The sequence below is a fragment of the Shewanella sp. W3-18-1 genome, assembly GCF_000015185.1.
Lineage (GTDB): Bacteria > Pseudomonadota > Gammaproteobacteria > Enterobacterales > Shewanellaceae > Shewanella > Shewanella putrefaciens.
In genome coordinates this window covers 3891631-3911550 of the sequence record NC_008750.1, presented here as the reverse complement: position 1 = coordinate 3911550, position 19920 = coordinate 3891631, and the positions used below count along the sequence as shown (strand labels likewise).

The 19920-nt window shown below is 45.0% G+C and carries 21 protein-coding genes; 16 read left to right on the top strand and 5 right to left on the bottom strand.

Going from position 1 to position 19920, the window contains the following annotated elements; genetic code table 11:
• Positions 1-269: 269 nt before the first annotated feature.
• From rplM to rlmB, 7 genes are all read left to right on the top strand, one after another.
• Positions 270-698, top strand: coding sequence for a 50S ribosomal protein L13 (gene rplM / locus SPUTW3181_RS17815; RefSeq protein WP_007650458.1), 429 nt, complete (start codon positions 270-272; stop codon positions 696-698).
• A gap of 14 nt (positions 699-712) precedes the next feature.
• Positions 713-1105, top strand: a complete 393-nt coding sequence (gene rpsI / locus SPUTW3181_RS17810; RefSeq protein ID WP_006083052.1) for a 30S ribosomal protein S9 — start codon at positions 713-715, stop codon at positions 1103-1105.
• Positions 1106-1210: 105 nt separating this feature from the next.
• Positions 1211-1399 carry a DUF2065 domain-containing protein gene (locus tag SPUTW3181_RS17805; protein ID WP_014609861.1) on the top strand — a complete coding sequence of 63 codons (189 nt, stop codon included), beginning with the start codon at positions 1211-1213 and terminating at the stop codon, positions 1397-1399.
• A 66-nt stretch (positions 1400-1465) separates the two neighbouring features.
• On the top strand, positions 1466-2761 hold the full coding sequence (locus tag SPUTW3181_RS17800) for an adenylosuccinate synthase (RefSeq protein WP_011790682.1): 1296 nt from the start codon (positions 1466-1468) through the stop codon (positions 2759-2761).
• Positions 2762-2870: 109 nt separating this feature from the next.
• Positions 2871-3527 carry a flagellar protein MotX gene (gene motX, locus SPUTW3181_RS17795; RefSeq protein WP_011790681.1) on the top strand — a complete coding sequence of 219 codons (657 nt, stop codon included), beginning with the start codon at positions 2871-2873 and terminating at the stop codon, positions 3525-3527.
• Positions 3528-3566: 39 nt separating this feature from the next.
• Positions 3567-5990: a ribonuclease R gene (gene rnr / locus SPUTW3181_RS17790; RefSeq protein ID WP_011790680.1), complete on the top strand. Its 2424-nt coding sequence runs from the start codon at positions 3567-3569 to the stop codon at positions 5988-5990.
• Positions 5991-6731, top strand: a complete 741-nt coding sequence (rlmB, locus tag SPUTW3181_RS17785; RefSeq protein WP_011790679.1) for a 23S rRNA (guanosine(2251)-2'-O)-methyltransferase RlmB — start codon at positions 5991-5993, stop codon at positions 6729-6731. It begins immediately after the preceding gene.
• A 64-nt stretch (positions 6732-6795) separates the two neighbouring features.
• Here the strand turns inward: rlmB and SPUTW3181_RS17780 are convergent, their stop codons facing one another.
• Positions 6796-8241 carry an MFS transporter gene (locus SPUTW3181_RS17780; protein ID WP_011790678.1) on the bottom strand — a complete coding sequence of 482 codons (1446 nt, stop codon included), beginning with the start codon at positions 8239-8241 and terminating at the stop codon, positions 6796-6798.
• Between the two features lie 320 nt (positions 8242-8561).
• Entirely contained in the window at positions 8562-9305 is a 744-nt protein-coding gene (locus SPUTW3181_RS17770; RefSeq protein ID WP_011790677.1) for a YdiY family protein, read from the bottom strand.
• A 213-nt stretch (positions 9306-9518) separates the two neighbouring features.
• Between SPUTW3181_RS17770 and rpsF the strand changes: the two genes are divergently transcribed.
• Genes rpsF through rplI form a run of 4 tightly spaced genes read left to right on the top strand, consistent with a single transcriptional unit; the run spans position 9519 to position 10956 of the window.
• A complete protein-coding gene (gene rpsF / locus SPUTW3181_RS17765) occupies positions 9519-9914 on the top strand; it encodes a 30S ribosomal protein S6 (protein WP_011790676.1) in 396 nt (131 codons plus the stop codon).
• A gap of 8 nt (positions 9915-9922) precedes the next feature.
• A complete protein-coding gene (gene priB, locus SPUTW3181_RS17760) occupies positions 9923-10228 on the top strand; it encodes a primosomal replication protein N (RefSeq protein WP_011790675.1) in 306 nt (101 codons plus the stop codon).
• An 11-nt stretch (positions 10229-10239) separates the two neighbouring features.
• Positions 10240-10467 (top strand): 30S ribosomal protein S18, encoded by a 228-nt coding sequence (gene rpsR / locus SPUTW3181_RS17755; protein WP_006083042.1) that lies wholly within the window; start codon positions 10240-10242, stop codon positions 10465-10467.
• 36 nt (positions 10468-10503) lie between these two features.
• Complete coding sequence (gene rplI, locus SPUTW3181_RS17750) at positions 10504-10956, top strand: 50S ribosomal protein L9 (protein ID WP_011790674.1); 453 nt, start codon at positions 10504-10506, stop codon at positions 10954-10956.
• A 240-nt stretch (positions 10957-11196) separates the two neighbouring features.
• Here the strand turns inward: rplI and SPUTW3181_RS17745 are convergent, their stop codons facing one another.
• The gene (locus SPUTW3181_RS17745) at positions 11197-13395 is read right to left on the bottom strand and encodes a S46 family peptidase (protein ID WP_011790673.1); all 2199 of its coding nucleotides are present in this window, start codon (positions 13393-13395) and stop codon (positions 11197-11199) included.
• A 118-nt stretch (positions 13396-13513) separates the two neighbouring features.
• On the opposite strand from SPUTW3181_RS17745, the gene dnaB reads away from it, so the two are divergent.
• Positions 13514-14920, top strand: coding sequence for a replicative DNA helicase (dnaB, locus tag SPUTW3181_RS17740; protein ID WP_011790672.1), 1407 nt, complete (start codon positions 13514-13516; stop codon positions 14918-14920).
• A 142-nt stretch (positions 14921-15062) separates the two neighbouring features.
• On the top strand, positions 15063-16139 hold the full coding sequence (gene alr / locus SPUTW3181_RS17735; protein ID WP_011790671.1) for an alanine racemase: 1077 nt from the start codon (positions 15063-15065) through the stop codon (positions 16137-16139).
• A 71-nt stretch (positions 16140-16210) separates the two neighbouring features.
• Here alr and SPUTW3181_RS17730 read toward each other — a convergent pair whose 3' ends face one another.
• Complete coding sequence (locus tag SPUTW3181_RS17730; RefSeq protein ID WP_011790670.1) at positions 16211-16675, bottom strand: chemotaxis protein CheX; 465 nt, start codon at positions 16673-16675, stop codon at positions 16211-16213.
• A gap of 513 nt (positions 16676-17188) precedes the next feature.
• Between SPUTW3181_RS17730 and dusA the strand changes: the two genes are divergently transcribed.
• From dusA to SPUTW3181_RS17710, 3 genes are all read left to right on the top strand, one after another.
• A complete protein-coding gene (gene dusA, locus SPUTW3181_RS17725; RefSeq protein WP_011790669.1) occupies positions 17189-18220 on the top strand; it encodes a tRNA dihydrouridine(20/20a) synthase DusA in 1032 nt (343 codons plus the stop codon).
• A 197-nt stretch (positions 18221-18417) separates the two neighbouring features.
• A complete protein-coding gene (locus SPUTW3181_RS17720) occupies positions 18418-18708 on the top strand; it encodes a hypothetical protein (RefSeq protein WP_011790668.1) in 291 nt (96 codons plus the stop codon).
• Between the two features lie 153 nt (positions 18709-18861).
• Positions 18862-19062, top strand: a complete 201-nt coding sequence (locus tag SPUTW3181_RS17710) for a PspC domain-containing protein (RefSeq protein ID WP_011790667.1) — start codon at positions 18862-18864, stop codon at positions 19060-19062.
• Positions 19063-19174: 112 nt separating this feature from the next.
• On the opposite strand, the gene SPUTW3181_RS17705 is transcribed toward SPUTW3181_RS17710, so the two are convergent.
• Positions 19175-19912, bottom strand: a complete 738-nt coding sequence (locus SPUTW3181_RS17705; RefSeq protein ID WP_011790666.1) for an enoyl-CoA hydratase-related protein — start codon at positions 19910-19912, stop codon at positions 19175-19177.
• Positions 19913-19920: the final 8 nt, after the last annotated feature.

The following is a 19920-nucleotide window of genomic DNA, read 5'->3' as shown; positions in this document are numbered from 1 at the left end:
TCGCGTTATTTTTTTACACCATCGAGAGCGGCTCATTCCTCCTTGAGATGACTCGCCGCTTGATCGAAATTTTATGTTTTTTGTCAAAATATCAGGTGATTTTTAACTCAGCTTTGTCTATACTCCGCCACCTGCCCACGTTACTCCGCCAATTGGGCGGAAGTTGTAAGCCGAATTAAGTGCTCGAAGGGGTACTGAAAGGCAATTTTGTGTTGTTTGCAAATGCAAGCGGCATGTGAGACAGAAATTAACTTTGGGTTTTTGTAATAATGAAGACTTTTACTGCTACACCAGAAACTGTAACTCGTGACTGGTTCGTCGTTGATGCAGACGGCAAAACTTTAGGTCGTATCGCTACTGAAATTGCTACCCGTTTACGCGGCAAGCATAAGCCAGAATACACTCCTCACGTTGATACTGGTGATTACATCATCGTTATCAATGCTGAAAAAGTCACTGTTACTGGTAACAAAGCGAAAGGCAAAACGTACTACTCGCATTCAGGCTTCCCTGGTGGCATTAAGCAAATCAGCTTTGAAAAGCTGCAAGCGCATAAGCCAGAAATGATCATCGAGAAGGCAGTTAAGGGTATGTTACCAAAAGGTCCTCTGGGCCGTGCCATGTTCCGTAAACTGAAAGTTTACGCTGGCGCAGAACATAACCACGCTGCACAACAACCTCAAGTTCTTGATATCTAAACGGGATTAAGCAAATGGCTGCAACTCAGTACTACGGCACTGGCCGTCGCAAAACCTCTACAGCTCGCGTATTCGCTAAAGCTGGTAGTGGCAACATCGTTGTAAATCAACGTCCTTTGGATCAGTATTTTGGTCGTGAAACTGCTCGTATGGTTGTTCGTCAACCTTTAGAGTTAGTTGAAATGACTGACAAGCTGGACATCTATGTAACTGTTAAAGGCGGTGGTATCACTGGCCAAGCAGGCGCAATCCGTCACGGTATTACCCGTGCTCTGATGCAATTAGATGAAGCGCTGCGTCCATCGTTACGTTCTGCTGGTTTCGTTACCCGTGACGCTCGTAAAGTTGAGCGTAAGAAAGTGGGTCTACGTAAAGCACGTCGTAAGCCACAATTCTCTAAGCGTTAATTCGTTTTTGGAATATCAAAAAACCCAGCCTATGCTGGGTTTTTTATTACCTAAGATTTATTATGCTTATCAAAATAAAGCGTTAGGTTAAGTTTGAGGATGGAAATGACATTTCAATTATTTATGCTTGCGATAGCATTGGTGTTGATCTTAGAAGGAGTAGGCCCACTATTATTTCCCAATAAATGGCGTCGTTATTTAAGTGAGCTTTCCAATCAAAATCAGCAAGTTTTACGCAGAATGGGCGGTGCTTTGGTTACTGCCGGCGTGGTAATCTTGATTATTTTTTCATAAATGGCTTGCAACTTGGCCCCACAAATCTGCTAGAATCCTTTTTTAACCACAACCTTGCAGCAAACAATGGGCAAAAACGTAGTTGTTCTCGGCACTCAATGGGGTGACGAAGGAAAAGGTAAAATTGTCGACCTTCTAACAGAACAGGCAAAATATGTAGTTCGCTATCAAGGCGGCCACAATGCTGGTCATACCTTGGTTATCGACGGTGAAAAAACCGTTCTTCATCTGATCCCATCGGGTATTCTGCGTGATAATGTGAAATGCATTATTGGCAACGGTGTGGTGCTTGCACCAGACGCCCTGATGAAAGAGATCAATATGCTCAAAGATCGTGGAGTTCCTGTTGAGGAGCGCCTGCTGATTTCTGAAGCGTGTCCGTTGATCCTACCTTTCCATTGTGCCCTTGATATTGCCCGTGAAAAAGCGCGCGGTAATAAAGCTATTGGTACAACTGGCCGTGGTATTGGACCTGCGTATGAAGACAAGATCTCTCGTCGCGGTCTGCGAGTAGGCGACCTGTTCAATGCTGAACTGTTTGCTGAAAAGCTGAAAGAAGTTATGAAATACCATAACTTTATGCTGACAGAGTACTATCAAGTCGAAGCGGTTGATTACGAGCAAACGCTAGCAGATGCTTTGGCTATGGCCGATTATCTGAAGAGCATGTGTGTTGATGTGACTGAACTATTGGATACTGCGCGTAAAGCCGGTGAGCCAATTCTGTTCGAAGGCGCTCAAGGTACATTACTCGACATCGACCACGGAACATACCCATTTGTAACATCTTCAAATACCACTGCTGGTGGTGTTGCGACAGGCAGCGGTTTTGGTCCGCGTCACTTAGACTATGTCTTAGGTATCATGAAGGCTTACACCACTCGCGTAGGTGCAGGTCCATTCCCAACTGAACTATTATGTGAAGTCGGTGATCATTTAGGCACTAAAGGTCATGAGTTTGGTGCGACCACGGGTCGTAAGCGTCGTCCAGGTTGGTTGGATGCAGTGGCCATGCGCCGCGCAGTTCAAATCAACAGCGTCAGTGGTTTCTGCCTGACTAAGTTGGACGTACTTGATGGTCTCAAAGAAGTGAAGATCTGTGTGGGTTATCAACACCCCGATGGTACTATCGCGAAAGTGACACCACTTGCCGCAGAAGGTTATGAGCAGGTTACACCTGTTTATGAAACAATGCCGGGTTGGAGCGAGTCGACTTTTGGTGCGACGTCGATTGATCAACTGCCACAGGCGGCGATCAATTATATCAAGCGTCTTGAAGCGTTATTAGAAACACCAATCGACATTATCTCAACAGGTCCTGATCGTAACGAGACGATGATTTTGGTTAATCCGTTCAATTAAGACTTGAAAGGCCGTGTTTCACGGCCTTTTTCTCTTCGCGCTATCCTTTCTCTGTGCTTCCCTGTGGTTAGATATTCAGCTTAAGCTCAAGAAATAGGTTATACTGCCGATGCAAGTATTCACCCTATTGTCATTGAGAGTCGTTATGCTTCGTACTGTATTAGTTGCGCTACTGCCTTTAGTCTCTTCAATGTGCTTTGCGCAAACACTGGCAGTCGATATTTACAGACAAGATCAATTGCTTGAATTGATCCGTAGCAATCAGTATTTAGCGAAAGTAAAGCGTGATGATTGCCAATTGGTCCAAGATATTGAGGCCAGGGCTGAAGTTCTGAAGCAACCTTTATATCAATTTCTTTGGGGAGAAATGCTGAACCATGGGACTTGTGTAAAAGCAAATCCTACTAAGGGAATGCGCTTGCTACGTGATTCGGTTGAACAAGGTAGCCCTGAAGCAATGGTGAAACTTGCCGAGTATTATCAAAGTGGTAAATTTGTCATTCGCAATAAAGATCGAGCAGTTAACTATTTGTTACCTGCAGCCGCAAGCGGCGATTTACCCGCTCGTATGATGTTAGTGCGTTTATACGGTGAAGGTTACGGTAGTCCAAGGGATTACGAAATGGCCTATCACTGGTTATATAACGATGTATTTGTAGATGAGGCGACGAAGAAAAAAGCCTTATCTTTACTGCAGGTGTTAGCAGCTAAAATGCCCCCCAGTGCAGTGGCGCGGGCCCAGCAAGAGCAGTTGCGAACCCGTTAAGATGTCTCTGAAAGCAGAGACACATTATTTGGATATTGAATGATAAAAGACCCTCATTTTGAGCGTGAACAGGATAAGTACGAAAACCCTATCCCAAGCCGTGAGTATATTATCGAATACTTACGTTCTCAAAAATCACCCATCACTCGTGACAGCATCGCCGCAGCGTTAAACATTCACGAGGAAGAGCAACTAGAAGCCTTAAGGCGTCGCCTACGTGCGATGGAACGCGATGGCGAACTGGTGTTCACCCGCGGACAAAGCTATGGCTTACCAGAGAAGATGGACTTAATTTCCGGCATCGTTCTTGGGCATAGGGAAGGCTTTGGCTTTTTCAAGCCCGATGAAGGCGGTGATGACTTATTTATCTCCAACCGCGATATGTTGATGTACTTCCACGGTGATAAAGTACTGGCGCAAAAGGCAGGGTTAGATCGTCGAGGCCGCCGCGAAGCCCGTATTGTACGCCTTATTCAGCCTCGCAGTGCTGCAATTGTCGGTCGCTATCATGTCGATAGCGGTATGGCATTTGTGATTGCCGATGATAAACGCATTACCCAAGAAATTTTAGTCGCCAATGAAGACCGCAATGGCGCCCGTCAAGGTGATGTGGTTGTGGTTGAATTAACGCGTCGCCCAGGCCGTTTTGTTAAGGCTGCGGGTAAAGTGACCGAAGTGCTTGGTAAGCAAATGGCGCCGGGGATGGAAATCGAAATCGCCCTGCGTAACTATGACTTACCCCATACTTGGTCACCCGTGATCGAGAAGAAACTGCGCCGTATTCCCGATGAAGTGACCGAAGCCGATAAAGTAGGCCGTGTGGATTTACGTCATCTCCCCTTAGTGACTATTGACGGGGAAGACGCCCGCGATTTTGATGATGCAGTGTATGCCGAGAAAAAAGCAGGTGGCGGCTGGCGTTTATGGGTCGCAATCGCGGATGTCAGTTACTATGTACGCACCGATTCGGCATTAGATACTGAAGCGCGTGCCCGTGGTAATTCAGTGTATTTCCCGTCGCAAGTTATCCCTATGTTGCCAGAGAAAATCTCTAACGGCTTATGTTCGCTTAATCCTCACGTCGACCGTTTATGTATGGTCGCTGAGATGACGGTATCTGCAAAAGGTAAGTTATCGGGTTACAAATTTTATCCGGCTGTGATGTATTCCCATGCCCGTTTCACTTATACCCAAGTGGCAGAGATGTTAGAAGGCGGCCCGATTGCACCAGAGCACGAGGCCTTATTCCCACATTTGCAGTGTTTACAATCATTGTATTTAGCGCTCGATGAGCAGCGAGCCGAGCGCGGCGCGATTGCCTTTGAGACCATGGAAACGCAGTTTATTTTTAATGAGCAGCGCAAGATTGAAAAAATTGTGCCACGTGGCCGCAATCAAGCACATAAAATCATTGAAGAATGTATGATTTTAGCCAACGTTTCGGCGGCTAAGTTTGTGAAGAAACACAAAGGCGAAGTCTTGTATCGTGTACATGAAGCGCCATCAGAGCAAAAGCTAGCGAACTTTAAAGAGTTTTTGGCCGAGCGTGGCTTGACTATGACTGGCGGGCTTGAGCCAACGCCGTCAGATTATCAGAACGTGATGCTGCAAATTGCCGACCGTCCCGATGCTGAACTTATCCAAGTGATGTTGCTGCGTTCTATGCGTCAAGCAATTTATACACCTGATAATGAAGGCCACTTCGGTTTAGCCTTAGAAGAATATGCGCATTTTACCTCGCCCATTCGCCGCTATCCGGATTTAGTGTTACATCGTGTGATCCGTTATTTACTGGCGAAGGAAAGGGGCGAAGCCACTGAGAAGTGGACGCAGGATGGTGGCTACCACTATCAACTCGATGAACTCGATCAATTAGGTGAAGAGTGTTCGACCACAGAACGTCGTGCCGATGAAGCAACTCGAGATGTCAGCGATTGGCTCAAGTGCGAGTTTATGCAAGATCACGTCGGCGATACCTTCGAAGCTGTGATTGCTTCAGTAACCAGTTTTGGTTTGTTTGTGCGTTTAAATGAGCTATTTATCGATGGCTTAGTGCATATCTCAAGCCTAGGTAGCGATTACTACCAGTTTGATCCAATGCGCCAACGTCTTATCGGCGAGCACACAGGCCAAGTCTATCAAGTGGGTGATCCTGTGACAGTTAAGGTCGCTGCAGTCAACTTAGATGACAGACAGATTGATTTGATCATGCTGGGTGATGATAGCAAAGGTGGCAAGCGTAAAGTATCAGCTAGCCGTGATAAACCTATGACAGCCCGTGAGCGTGTTAATCGTGAAGGTGCTAAGCAAGGTAAAGCTGGCAAAACCGCGGCATCTAGCGCCAAAGTTGGAACAGGCAAAGCCAAACCTAAGGCCAAAGCGGGTGCTAAAGCCAAAAAAGCAACTGTAAAAGATCCGGCTAAAAAGCCAAAAGCCGCGAAGCGGAGCACGAGAAAGAAATAAATGAAAAAACAAGATATTATTTTTGGGATCCACGCAGTTGAAGCCCTGTTAAAACACAGCCCTGAGCGCATTATTGAGTTGTGGCTGTTACAAGGTCGTGATGATGAGCGTTTAACTGTGCTTGCCGATCAGGCTAAGGCCTTTGGTACGACGATTCAAGTGGCTTCTCGTAAAGCCTTGGATGACAAAGCGGAAAGCAGCCAACATCAAGGCATAGTCGCGCGCGTTAAAGCGGCAAAAGTATTGAATGAGCAAGATTTAGATGTGCTACTTGCTAACACTGAGCAACCATTCCTGTTGATCTTGGATGGTGTGACCGATCCCCATAACTTAGGTGCTTGCCTACGTAATGCCGATGCGGCGGGCGTGCAAGGTATTATCGTCCCTAAGGATAACTCGGTTGGCTTAACGGCGACAGTGAGTAAAGTGGCATGTGGCGCGGCAGAAACCGTCCCTTTATTCCAAGTCACTAATCTTGCGCGCACGATGCGCCATCTACAGGATAAAGGTGTGTGGATTGTGGGCACGGCGGGCGAGGCTGATTGCGAGCTTTATCAAGCGGATCTTAAAGGGCCATTGGCGATTGCTATGGGCGCTGAAGATAAAGGCTTACGCCGTTTAAGTCGTGAGTCTTGTGATTCGCTTATTTCTATCCCTATGGCGGGAAGCGTGTCTAGCTTGAATGTCTCGGTCGCGACAGGTGTTTGCTTATTTGAAGCAGTGCGTCAACGCCGTAGCTAATTAAATTACTCGTTATAAGCCATAAAAAGACGGATATTTTCCGTCTTTTTTATTAATTGATTAATTAAATAGGTTTAGCTAAATCTTTTGTCTCGCAGACTTGTTCATCAAGCGGCACTATCGTCTCCATTTGTGAGGCGAAAGTGCGAACGGGTTCCATATCGAAACTAAAGGCAAGTTGTTGATCATCATCTTCGTCATCACTCGTTATCGCATCTGCACCTAAATCTTCTTGATCCTCATATTCTTCTGGATTCGGAGTCATATGCTCCTGAATTGACTCGACGTCCACCCGAGGATCAAGTGCTGCAGCCAGTGGAGACGAGACTAAATCCCCTGTCGCCATTATGTAGTCTTGGGTGATATTTGTTTCCGTTTTTTGCAGTGAGTTGACATAACGTAAGCGTAAAAAGAGTACTAACGTGCAGGCGGACATAAAACCATAGAGCATGTTATTGCCTAGCCATTGCATTAGGGTGGATGCGATTAATGGACCGATACTGGCACCCAGACCAAAGGTGAGTAAGATTGTGGCTGACAAACCCACGCGTTCACTTTGCTCTACCCGAGAGTTAGCTAAGGCTGTTGCCAATGGATAAAAAGTAAATCCAAGGATCCCAAAAAGGAAAGTCATCACCAATGAAATGACGGGGTGATAGGGTGTGAGTGCAATGCCCAGAGCTAAAATACCGAGGAGCACGCAGTTGATACGAATAAGCCTGCTGCGGGGCATAATGTCGGACAGTTTGCCCATCGGCCATTGTGCCAAAAGTCCTGCAAGGATAGTGGCAGTCATGTAGGTTGCGACTTTCTCCGGTGGTAATCCTAAATTACTGGCATAGGCGGGAGCGAGACCATAAAAGGAGCCGACGATCATGCTGCCTATTGCAATGGTGGTGAGGGCCTGTGGGGCTTTTTTCCAGTAATGAGTAATTTGCAGTGGCGCTGGTATCAGTGGCGCAGGATGAATTCGGCGAGTAAGTGAAATAGGTACAATACACAGTGCAAAACAAATGGCGATAAGCAATAAGGGTTCTAAACCCAGTTCGGGATAGATACTAATGGCCCCCTGTCCGAGGATTAAGCCAAAGTAAGAGACGATCATGTAGCTCGCGAATACAGTGCCACGTTGACTATTTTCCGCTTGTTCATTTAACCAGCTTTCAAGCACCATATATTGGCACATCATCCCCATGCCAACGATAAGTCTAAGTAGTATCCATATAAATAGATCATTAACGAGAGCGTGACATAATGCCGATGCCGCAACGATACCCGCACTTGCCACAAATGCACGAATATGACCGACCTGAGCGATAAGTTTATGCCCTATCTTGGAGCCAGCAACGAGGCCGACGTAATAGGCAGACATCATGCTACCAATCCAAAGTTGTGGCACATTCGCTACAGAGAGCCTAAGTCCTAAATAAGTGGTAAGTAAGCCACCTGCCAACACAGTTAAGAGCGTTGTGCTATATAAAGAGGCGAAAGTGCGTAGCGGGTTTGCCATATACTACTCCTAAGGCGTGTTAACTTTCCGATGTTGAATTTTGTCTGCCTTGTATAAAAAAGTGTCAAATCACTCTAAACACCAACACAGCCAAAAACGCAAACAAGATAATTCTTGGCTAGTATATCAGGGGTTGGTGTTTGTAGAGTGTTGCAAATTGTTGGTGATTATCGATTTATTTTTCGTTTTTGTGTATGGGTCACTAAATTATGACCACAGAAGCATAAATGGTGCTTCAGATTACACGGAGATAATGGCGGTTTTGCACAAGGAGTTTGGGTTTAACCAAGGTTAATCGATGGTCCATTAATCCAAACAATTTACCTAAATGTATAGAGTAGATTGAATGTCGTTATCGTATCAGTTTGCTGACTCCCTTCGGGAACCACTTCAGTGTATTTAATGTTCATTCCAATTTTAAACGCCCAATCCTGAAATACGAGGTTTTTGTAGCTCATATCTAAAGTCAGTGTGTTGTTATTTTCCCCAACTTCAGCGGTGAGATCGGCATTGATACTCGTGTATTCCTGTAGTTTTTGAGAAAACTTCGCCGCTGTACGTAAAATGGCATCTTTTTCTGCGTCTGGATCGGGAACAGAAGTAGACTCAGCGGGTAAGTTATAACGGTAACCAGGACCTATTTCGAGACTCAGCTTTGTTTTATGATTACTAATAGCATTAAAACCATAACCACTTGAAAGTGTTGATATCTGGGTATAGCTACCAAATTGGTCCCACGTAAAGTCCCCACGGCCAAAAACATACCCTTTATTGAGCTTATAGTTTGACTGCAATTGCAGTTCATATTTTTCTGAAGTGGTTTGGCTTTTTTCGGATGCAAAGTAAGCTTTTAATGTGGCTTCTTGTTTGGTTTGTTTCGTGTCGTAAATGAGCTGGGTTCGGCCATTAAAACTACTCGATTCGGTATTACCTGTGTTTAGCTGTAATCCTGCTTCGACTTCAGCCGTAAAGTCGCTAGGAGGCTCCTGATAGTCGGGGGGGACGAGCGCAAATGCCGGCATTGAAAGAGAACATAAACTGATAAGAGCGGTAACTTTTAGCATTGTATTTTATTCTTGGTTGGCTGATTTCAGATATCCGAATGGGGGCGAGGCGTCATCATACCTGTATTGGCAAGCGAGGCAAAGTTATTGCTTGAGTTTCGCGTCTGCTTTCTGTACTATCTCGCGCTCAAATCAGTCACTAATTTTCGTTCCTTGCCTCTATTTGGTTTGACTGAGCCAATACCGGGGCTACATAACCGTAAGGAGCAATAAATGCGTCATTACGAAATCGTATTTATGGTTCACCCAGATCAAAGTGAACAAGTACCAGGTATGATTGAGCGTTACACAGGTGTTATCACCGAAGCTAACGGCACAATCCACCGTTTAGAAGATTGGGGCCGTCGCCAATTGGCTTACCCAATCCAAGATCTGCATAAAGCTCACTACGTTCTGATGAACGTTGAAGCACCTGCAGAAACGATCGAAGAGCTAGAAACAGCTTTCCGTTTCAACGACGCAGTTCTGCGTAACATGGTAATGCGTACTAAAGTTGCCGTTACTGAAGCATCTCCAATGGCTAGAGCTAGAGATGAGCGCGATTCACGTCGTGGCCCAGCTGGCGAACGCTCATACGATGAAGCTCACGCTGAAGAAATCGGTGAGTAAGTTTATCTGTGACCACCAATAGCTTGGTGTTGTCCGGAACCATAACCCGTTCCAGACGCTTTAAAAGCCCAGCAGGGATTGCACACAGTGTGATTATGCTGGAACACAAATCGCAGCGTTATGAAGCAGATATGCTCCGCAACGTCTACGTACAAATACAAGTGATATTGAGTGGCCCGCGCTTTGAAAGCGTCGCAGACAATCTGAAAGCAGGTGTGGAAGTGCAAGTGCAAGGCTTTATGACGCTCCAACAAGGGCGAAATGGTCAAAACCGCTTAGTTATCCATGCCGAAAATGTCGAATTGAAAACTTAGGAGACTGTCACATGGCACGTTATTTCCGTCGTCGCAAGTTCTGCCGTTTCACCGCTGAAGGTGTTGCAGAGATTGATTACAAAGATATCGTTACTTTAAAGAACTACATCACTGAAAGCGGCAAAATTGTTCCAAGCCGTATCACTGGTACTAGTGCTAAATATCAGCGCCAACTAGCTCGCGCTATCAAGCGTGCTCGTTATCTTTCTCTACTGCCATACACTGATTTACATCAGTAATTGCAGTATTCCTAATCGAATATAGAGGATTTGATAATGAACGTTATTCTGCTTGATAAAATCGCTAACCTAGGTAACTTGGGTGACCAAGTTGTAGTTAAGGCTGGTTACGCTCGTAACTACCTGCTGCCACAAGGTAAAGCTGTTGTTGCTAACGAAAGCAACGTTAAAGTATTTGAAGCTCGTCGCGCTGAATTAGAAGCTAAATTAGCTGCTGAATTAGCTGCTGCTAACCAACGCGCTGAGAAAATCACTGCCCTGGAAGCGGTTGTTATCGCTTCTAAAGCGGGTGATGAAGGCAAACTGTTTGGTTCAGTTGGCAACCGTGACATCGCTGATGCAGTAACTGCTGCTGGTGTTGAGCTGGCTAAATCAGAAGTTCGTTTACCATTAGGCGCTCTGCGTACTACTGGCGACTTCGAAGTTGAAGTTCAGTTACACACTGAAGTTAAAGCTGTTGTTAAAGTTTCTATCGTTGCAGAAGCTTAATTACATACTGCTTTAAACTAAAAAAACACCGCTTCGGCGGTGTTTTTTTATGGTTGAAATTCAGTGTTGGGCGCCATGTTATGCTTGAGCAAGTTTTGATAGGGAATGAATGCGGTAAGTAATCGGTACACATTCAATCTTAAACTACATAAGTGGCTAAGGTGCTCGCTTAAATAAAAACCGCTCATTGCATAACAGTGAGCGGTTTTTTGTCTATAACAACTGATTTAGCTTAGAAGATTAATTTCTCACTAAATCCAGTTCTTTAATCAGATTATCGGCATGGTCAACTTTATCCATCATCCACAGGATATAACGGATATCCACGTGTACGGCGCGGGTGATTGTCGGATTGAAGAACCAATCCTTAGTAATCGCTTCATAGGTAGAGTCGAAGTTAAGGCCCACCAATTCCCCTTTACCGTTAAAGACGGGTGAACCTGAGTTGCCACCTGTGGTATCTACGCTGGATAAGAAGTTAACCGGCACTGAGTTAAATTCTTCTGGTTTATCTAAGCAAGAGAACAGACGGCAAATCCAGCCGCGGGGATCTTGATAAACTGACTTCACAAGGTGATCGCCAAAGCGTTGCTCGCTAATGGCATCAAGTAGTTTTTGGGGGGCATTGTAGGGTTCGGCTCCTGTGTGTTTAGCCACTATGCCATCCAGACGAGTAAACGGCTGTTTATAGAGTGCATCACGGGATTGATAACCATCCACCATACCGTAGCTGATACGAAGTGTACCGTTGGCATCAGGGTAGACAGGCCAGTTATTGGCTTTGTAATACTCGATAACCGCGGCCATATAGTCAGGACGTGCAGTCGATAACTTACCATCGAGTATTTTTTCCGCTTTCTCCTGTGCCATATTGGTATCGTAGAGCGCAACGGCTAAACGAATAAAGGGATCGGTACTGGTTTCGAAGGTTGTCGTATCGGCATCCATCCAGGCGAGACGCTGGGCTTGGTCTGTGAGCGTCGTGAGTGAATACAAACCATCGAGTTTTGCCTCGAGATTTGTCTCTTTATTGTTGAGATCCAGTGCATCATCAAGGGCTGCTATGCGATTCGGTTGAGCAAGATACGCTGTGAGGTCTTGTCGCCATAGGGTCTTATCTACGTCAACGTGAAAGCTTGAATCGATACGTTTTAAGCGCGAGCTAAACATCGCCAAATCACGCTCTTGATAACCAATTTCGCGTTCAGCATCGCTCTTTTGTTTTTCCTTCGCAAGGCGATAAAGGCTGTTAGCGGCGGTTAACAGTGTGCTCGATTGGGCATTGGTAAAGTAATAATTACTCTGGAATACTTGTTGCTGCTCGGCGAGTAACACTTCTAGTTCTGCAATAAGATTTTGATTTAGTTTAGGGTTTTGTTTAAGCCAAGCTAAAAAATTATCTTCACGGCTTTGCTTAATGCCAATGATATCCGTGGCTTTAAAGCCCGCTAACAAACCATTAAGTTTCTTCATTCGGTTGGCCATTGAGGCCATATTACCAGCGTATTTTATGGCGATATCTGCATCTTCTTGCCCCATAGCGTCGATGGTATCAATCTGTAATTGATAGCGTTTGGCTTGGGTTGGATAGAGCCAATCACTGGCAAATTTAATCTCACTAGTGAGATTATAGCGGCTAGTCGTTCCGGGATAACCCGCAACAAACACGCCATCACCAGCCTTAACGCCATCGGCATTCACTTTAAGGTAGCTTTTCGGTTTGTAGGGAATGTTATCTTCCGCATAGGCTGCGGGCTTACCATCTTTACCCACGTAAGCCCGTAGGAAGGCAAAATCCCCCGAGTGGCGTGGGTACTCGTAGTTATCGATATCACCACCGTAGCCGCCAACACTTTCTGGCGGTGCATAGACTAAACGTACATCGCGGATCATCAATTGCTTGATTAAGTAGTATTCTAAGCCGTTATGAAAACTACGGACATTACAGCGATAGTTATCATCCACTTCACAGTTTTTTATGAGTGCTTTGCTATTATTTTGAATTTCTTCATAGCGGGTGAGGGGATCTTGACTTAACTCTTTAGTGACGTCCTTGGTTACATCGGTAACGGCTTCGGTAATATATAAACGCTCGTTCGGCCCAGCCGAAGGTTCTTTATCCATTGATGTGGCTAAAAAGCCTTGTTCTAGATAGTTATGTTCTTGCTTAGTGTTATATTGTATCGCTTTGTAGGCACAATGATGGTTTGTCACAACTAGCCCTTGGGGGGAGACAAAACTGGCGGTACAATAGCCCAGCCCGACAACGGCATTCATTGGATAGCTAGTTAGATCGGCCAGTTTTTCGGCAGGAATGTCGATTCCGCGTTCACTGAGTTTGTCTGCAATTGAAGGCATTTGATAAGGTTGCCATTGCCCTTCGTCGGCATTCGCTATGCCGGATGTCAGTACTAAGGTCGCAACCAGTGCAATACGCATGTCTTTTCCTTATTGATTGTTAGAGTGTCCGTTGGAACAGGATAACAGGTAAACCACCTGTTGCTTAACGCGGGTTTTATATCATATTTTGTTAAGTTGTTGGAAATCGGGAGTGTTAATGTCACAACAAGGTGCTTTTAAGCCTAAAAGTAAGCCAAGAGATTTGCAGCTAGATGGACTCAAGCTGCCACCGCATTCTATTGAGGCTGAACAATCGGTATTAGGCGGCCTAATGTTGGACGCCGATGCTTGGGATAAGGTGGCTGAAACGGTCGTAAAAGAAGATTTTTACTCGCGCTCGCACCGGATGATTTTTGCGGCGATGCACCGCCTAGTGGAAACCAGTCAGCCCATCGATTTGATCACGGTTTCTGAGCAACTTGAGCTTGAAAATCAGCTTGAAGAGGCTGGTGGATTTGCCTACTTAGGTGAAATTGCTAAGAATACTCCCAGTGCCGGCAATATTGTCTCCTATGCTGAGATTGTTCGCGAACGTGCAGTAGTCAGAGAGATGATCCGCGTCGCCCATGAAATTGCCGATGCGGGTTATAACCCCGAAGGCCGAGACTCCAGTGCTTTGCTCGATTTAGCCGAAAGCAAAGTCTTTAAGATTGCTGAGCAACGCACCAATGCCAACGAAGGCCCTGAAGGCATCAAAACCATTCTTGAAAAAACCGTCGATAAGATTGAGAAACTCTATAACAACCCGCACAACGGTGTAACTGGGGTATCGAGTGGTTTTAGTGATCTCGATAAAATGACCGCAGGTTTCCAATCTGGCGACTTGATTATCGTGGCGGCACGTCCATCCATGGGTAAAACGACCTTTGCGATGAACCTCTGCGAACAGGCAGCGATGAATGAAGATAAACCCGTACTTATTTTCAGTCTCGAGATGCCATCCGAACAAATTATGATGCGTATGCTCGCCTCATTAGGCCGCGTCGATCAGACTAAAATCCGTACTGGTCAACTTGATGATGAAGATTGGGCGCGGGTGTCATCGACCATGGGGATTATGCTCGAGCAGGGTAAAATGTATATCGACGATGGTTCTGGTTTAACGCCGACGGAAGTGCGTAGCCGCGCCCGTCGTATTGCTCGTGAATACGGTGGCTTATCTATGATCATGGTCGACTACTTACAGTTGATGCAAGTGCCCGCTTTATCTGAAAACCGAACGCTTGAAATTGCCGAAATCTCTCGCTCACTTAAAGCCTTGGCCAAAGAACTAGAGATCCCTGTTATTGCCCTGTCTCAGCTTAACCGATCACTGGAGCAACGAGCCGATAAACGTCCGGTCAACTCAGACTTACGTGAATCGGGATCTATCGAGCAGGATGCGGATCTCATCATGTTTATTTACCGTGATGAAGTGTATAACAACGATTCTCCAGATAAAGGCACGGCCGAAATTATTATCGGTAAGCAGCGTAACGGTCCTATTGGACGGGTACGCTTAACCTTCCAAGGTCAGTATTCTCGCTTCGATAATTATGCAGGCCCTCAGTTTGAAGAAGATTAAGCGATTGACGTGTCTGAGCATATAGATAGTGAGTTTTACAAGAACAAGTTGATGGTGATAGAAGATAAGCAACGCTTATGTATTCTTTTTATTTCTCTGGCTTTTTATTTCCTGACTTTTTCCAGAATAGGCAAGGTAAATTTTGAAACCTTTTCCCCGTGCAGAAATTAGCAGTAGTGCACTGCAAAACAATTTAGCTGTGCTGCGTCAGCAGGCCCGCGCAAGCCAAGTGATGGCTGTTGTTAAGGCCAATGGTTACGGCCATGGATTACTGAATGTGGCCAATTGTCTTGTGAACGCCGATGGTTTTGGGTTGGCGCGTTTAGAAGAAGCGCTAGAATTACGAGCGGGTGGTGTAAAGGCGCGGCTGTTGTTACTCGAGGGATTCTTTCGTAGCACGGACTTACCTTTACTGGTTGCCCACGATATTGACACTGTGGTTCACCATGAATCGCAAATAGAGATGTTAGAGCAGGTTAAGCTCACTAAACCTGTCACCGTCTGGCTTAAAGTGGATTCTGGCATGCACAGATTAGGGGTCACGCCTGAGCAATTTGCCACCGTTTATGCAAGATTGATGGCTTGCCCTAATATCGCAAAACCCATTCATCTGATGACGCATTTTGCCTGTGCCGATGAACCGGATAACCATTATACAGATGTACAAATGGCCGCTTTTAATGAATTGACGGCGGGCTTACCTGGTTTTAGAACCTTAGCTAATTCTGCAGGAGCGCTTTATTGGCCCAAAAGCCAAGGTGATTGGATTAGACCCGGTATCGCACTTTATGGAGTGTCTCCTGTTGCAGGCGATTGTGGTACAAATCATGGGCTTATCCCCGCGATGAATCTCGTTTCGCGCCTTATCGCCGTGCGTGATCATAAAGCCAATCAGCCAGTCGGTTATGGCTGTTATTGGACGGCCAAACAAGATACCCGTTTAGGTGTAGTCGCTATTGGTTACGGCGATGGCTATCCTCGTAATGCGCCCGAAGGTACACCTGTATGGGTTAATGGCCGTAGAGTGCCCATCGTTGGTCGTGTCTCTATGGATATGCTCACTGTGGATTTAGGCCAAGATGCGACTGATAAAGTCGGTGATGATGTTCTACTTTGGGGGCAGGACTTACCTGTCGAAGAAGTGGCAGAAAGGATCGGCACTATCGCTTATGAGTTAGTGACTAAACTCACGCCAAGGGTGGCGGTATGTTTAGCTTAGATAGCGTTTTTTAGGTTAATCAGCGGCACGTAAGTGCCGTTTTCTTTTAATAACAGTAGCGATACTCACTGTTAGCTTTCAAAACAGATTTCAATAAAAGCAGTACCATGTGGGCTAGTAAAAGGCATAATAATTTTGGTGCCATTGGCTTTATGGGAAATTGTATGGCCTTTTCCTGATACGACCATAGGCGTAGCCATTTCAAATTCATATCCTTTTTGCCCTAAAAGATTTTTAGCGCCACCTGTGACCATATTGGTGATTTCACCGACCAAATCGGTGACTTCCTCATTAATTTTGCCTGGGTTCTCACCGAGCATATTCTGCATAATCTGTAGTACAAGCGTTTGCTCAAATGTAATCGACAAGGATCCTTTAGTCTGTGGCCCAACCATACCGATCAATCCGGAAACATCTCCTTTGGCTAAGTTATCATTTTTTATTTGGGGTTTGCCCGGCGTCAAATCCATACTCGCCATTGTTGAAATAACATTGAGTAGCGATTGTAGGAAAGGGTTAATAAAATTGACGTTCATGCCTAAATTTGTCCTCTTTTAGCTCTAAGCCTGTCGGTTGTGGCTTATTTAAGACTAGTCGAAAAGTGGTTTTATCGCCGCAACTAGGATCACACTCTATCAGCTTAGATGAACTCGATATAAATGTACGGCTAATTTGACCATTTTCTTATCCTTTATTTGAATATTGGTAGGGAGGAGGCATTCTAAATACCTTGTTATCTCGTGTTTGCTGAAAAAGAAGTCCGTTGCTTATTCACAGGGAGATAAATCGCGATCTTCGTTTACGATACTAAGCATATCGATAAGGGGGTCTTTGCTTATTCTCCGCCGCCTTAATTTCCACAATATACGCGATTAGCGGTATAATGCGCGGCTAATATATTGTGAGCACGAAAGGGCAATGGCTATTTCTGTCTGTGCTTTTTGCGTTGTTATCGTCAATCTAGTGATGGGTTAACTTGAGCGTGAGCTTACAATGTCTCAATTTTACAATGGCTAGCTAGGCAAGAAGCCACTTGGAAAGAGTCCATCATGTCTCAACACAGAATAGATGTTAATACTTTGAAAAATAACAATATTGATACTTACTCACTCGATAGAACCTTTTCCATAGCGCCCATGTTGGATTGGACGGACCGACACTATCGTTATTTTGCACGTTTAATGTCGGCTAAGGCATTGTTATACACAGAAATGGTGACTACAGGGGCGATACTGCATGGTCGTGGTGATTACTTGGCCTATAACCAAGAAGAGCATCCTTTGGCACTGCAGTTAGGTGGTTCTAACCCGCAGGATTTAGCGCGTTGTGCTAAACTCGCGGCGGAGCGCGGTTATGATGAAGTGAATCTCAATGTCGGTTGTCCTTCCGATCGTGTGCAAAATGGTCGTTTCGGTGCTTGTTTAATGGCTGAGCCTGAGCTGGTGGCTGAGTGTGTGGATGCCATGAAGCAAGTTGTTGATATTCCAGTTACAGTCAAAACCCGCATCGGTATTGATGAGCAAGACAGTTATGAATTTCTCACGTACTTTATCGATATTGTCAACGCCAAGGGATGCACGGATTTTACTATTCATGCTCGTAAGGCTTGGTTACAAGGATTGAGTCCAAAAGAAAATCGCGAGATCCCACCACTTGATTATGAGCGAGTATATCAACTTAAACGTGATTATCCCGTGCTGAATATCAGTATTAATGGTGGCGTTACAACGCTTGAGCAAGCGCAAGGGCATTTAGCACAACTTGATGGAGTGATGATGGGGCGTGAGGCGTACCAAAATCCTTATATACTTGCGCGGGTTGATCAAGTGCTTTGCGGTAGTCAAAGAGCGGTGATTAGCCGTGAGGATGTCATTGAGGCTATGTTGCCCTATATTGAAGCGCATTTGCAGGCGGGTGGACGCTTAAATCATATCACTCGCCATATGATTGGTTTATTTCAAGGGTTACCAGGTGCTCGGGCTTGGCGTCGTTATTTAAGTGAAAACGCCCATAAAAATGGTGCAGGGATCGAGACTGTTAGGCAGGCCTTTCAAAGTATCCAGACAGAAATGACTGTGTGATTTTTGTTCTGATAAAAAATGGTGAAATTAGCTAAAGTGAGTAGTTTTTTTCACCACTTCTTATTTTTAATTTTTACCTCTCTAAATTCACCTTAAATAAATTTATTTATTTTCAGTGTGTTATTCGTTTTTTTAAAGTTGGCACGTCATTTGTAATACTCCCTTTGTCAAGTTAATTAATCGAAAGGGAAGACATCATGTTTACTTCAAATCTTAAAAAATCAGTTCAAATGAGTGTGTTATGTGTTGGATTAATCAGTAGTGCGATGGTGCATGCCCAAGCTGCCCCAATGTCAGATGTGGCGGTTGCAATTGAAAAAACACTCACAACGCAGGCTCAAGAGTTGTTAGTGAGTGCTAAACGTGAGTTAGTGCTGTCACTACACACACAACTTGCAGAAAGTATCTACGACTTTAATAACCAACTTAGCTTAAGTGCTGACAATAAAACTGAATCGGCCGCAGCCGTTGAATATAGTGCGAAGTAGTAGGATCTGCCTATGTGGTTTGTAGCCCATCTAGTGACTTTGCTACTGCTACCAGTGATTAGCCTCGCGTTGTTTTCAGGAATTATCTGCTGGTTTCAGTGGCACTGTTGCAGCGAAAAATAAGCGCGTATTTAAGTGATGAGGGAGTTTAAAATGAAACGAGTTCAAATGCGTATGGAAAATGCAGATCGTTTAGTCTGCGGTGTTGCTTCCGGAATGGCATGGCAATTTGGTTGGTCTTGTTTTTGGACAAGAGCAGTGTGGGCTGTCGCTATCCTCTTGATGCCTGGTGTCAGCTTATTGGTTTACTTTGTATTAGCGTTGTTAGTGACCCAGTGGAAGAAGTCTATTTAAGTTGGTTTGAGAGATTACCTTATAAACAGCTTATAAGCGTTAATGCTTAATCCATCAAAAAGAGGGCACTTGACCCTCATGCAAATAGTGAGCACTGAACGGTTTAGTGACATTATTTTTTTAGAAAAGTCTGGAATCTGGCTTTTGCTTCATCACTCTTTAGCCTAGCGCTAAATTGTTCCAACTCTTGATGCATTTGATGTTGTACTCGATTCTTATGTGGACGCATCAACTGGCGAGTCATTTGCAGAGCTTGTGGCGGTTGGTTAGCGAGTTTTTTGGCTTGATTAAGAGTGTAACTGAGTAAATCTTCCTGAGCGATAATCTCGTTAATCATGTTAAGTCGATAGGCTGTATTGGCATCAAAACTCTCTCCGAGTAAGAGTAGTTCTGCCGCTTTTTGATAACCAACGAGTTCAGGTAAGAGTAAGCTGGCACCAGCCTCAGGCACGAGTGCCAGATTAACAAAGGGTAGTTGAAATTTGGCAGTGTTATCGGCATACACAAGATCACAGTGTAATAGAACCGTTGTACCTATACCCACGGCGGAACCAGACACAGCCGCTACGAGTGGCTTTTTCAGTTCGAGTAGACAAAATAAAAAACGTACAGCGGGATGATTAGGCCCTAAGTCACTATTTTTCAAAAAGTCTGCAATATCATTCCCTGAGGTGAAACAATTATCTTGTCCATGGAGCATAAAGGCACGAATGTCGTTGTCTGCTTCACCTTCGATCAGGTATTCTGTCAGTTGTTTATACATATTAAGATCAAGTGCATTGCGTTTATCAGGGCGATTAAAGCTGATAATACGGACACCTTGATCATCCTGAACCTGTATATGACTCATGGGTTGTT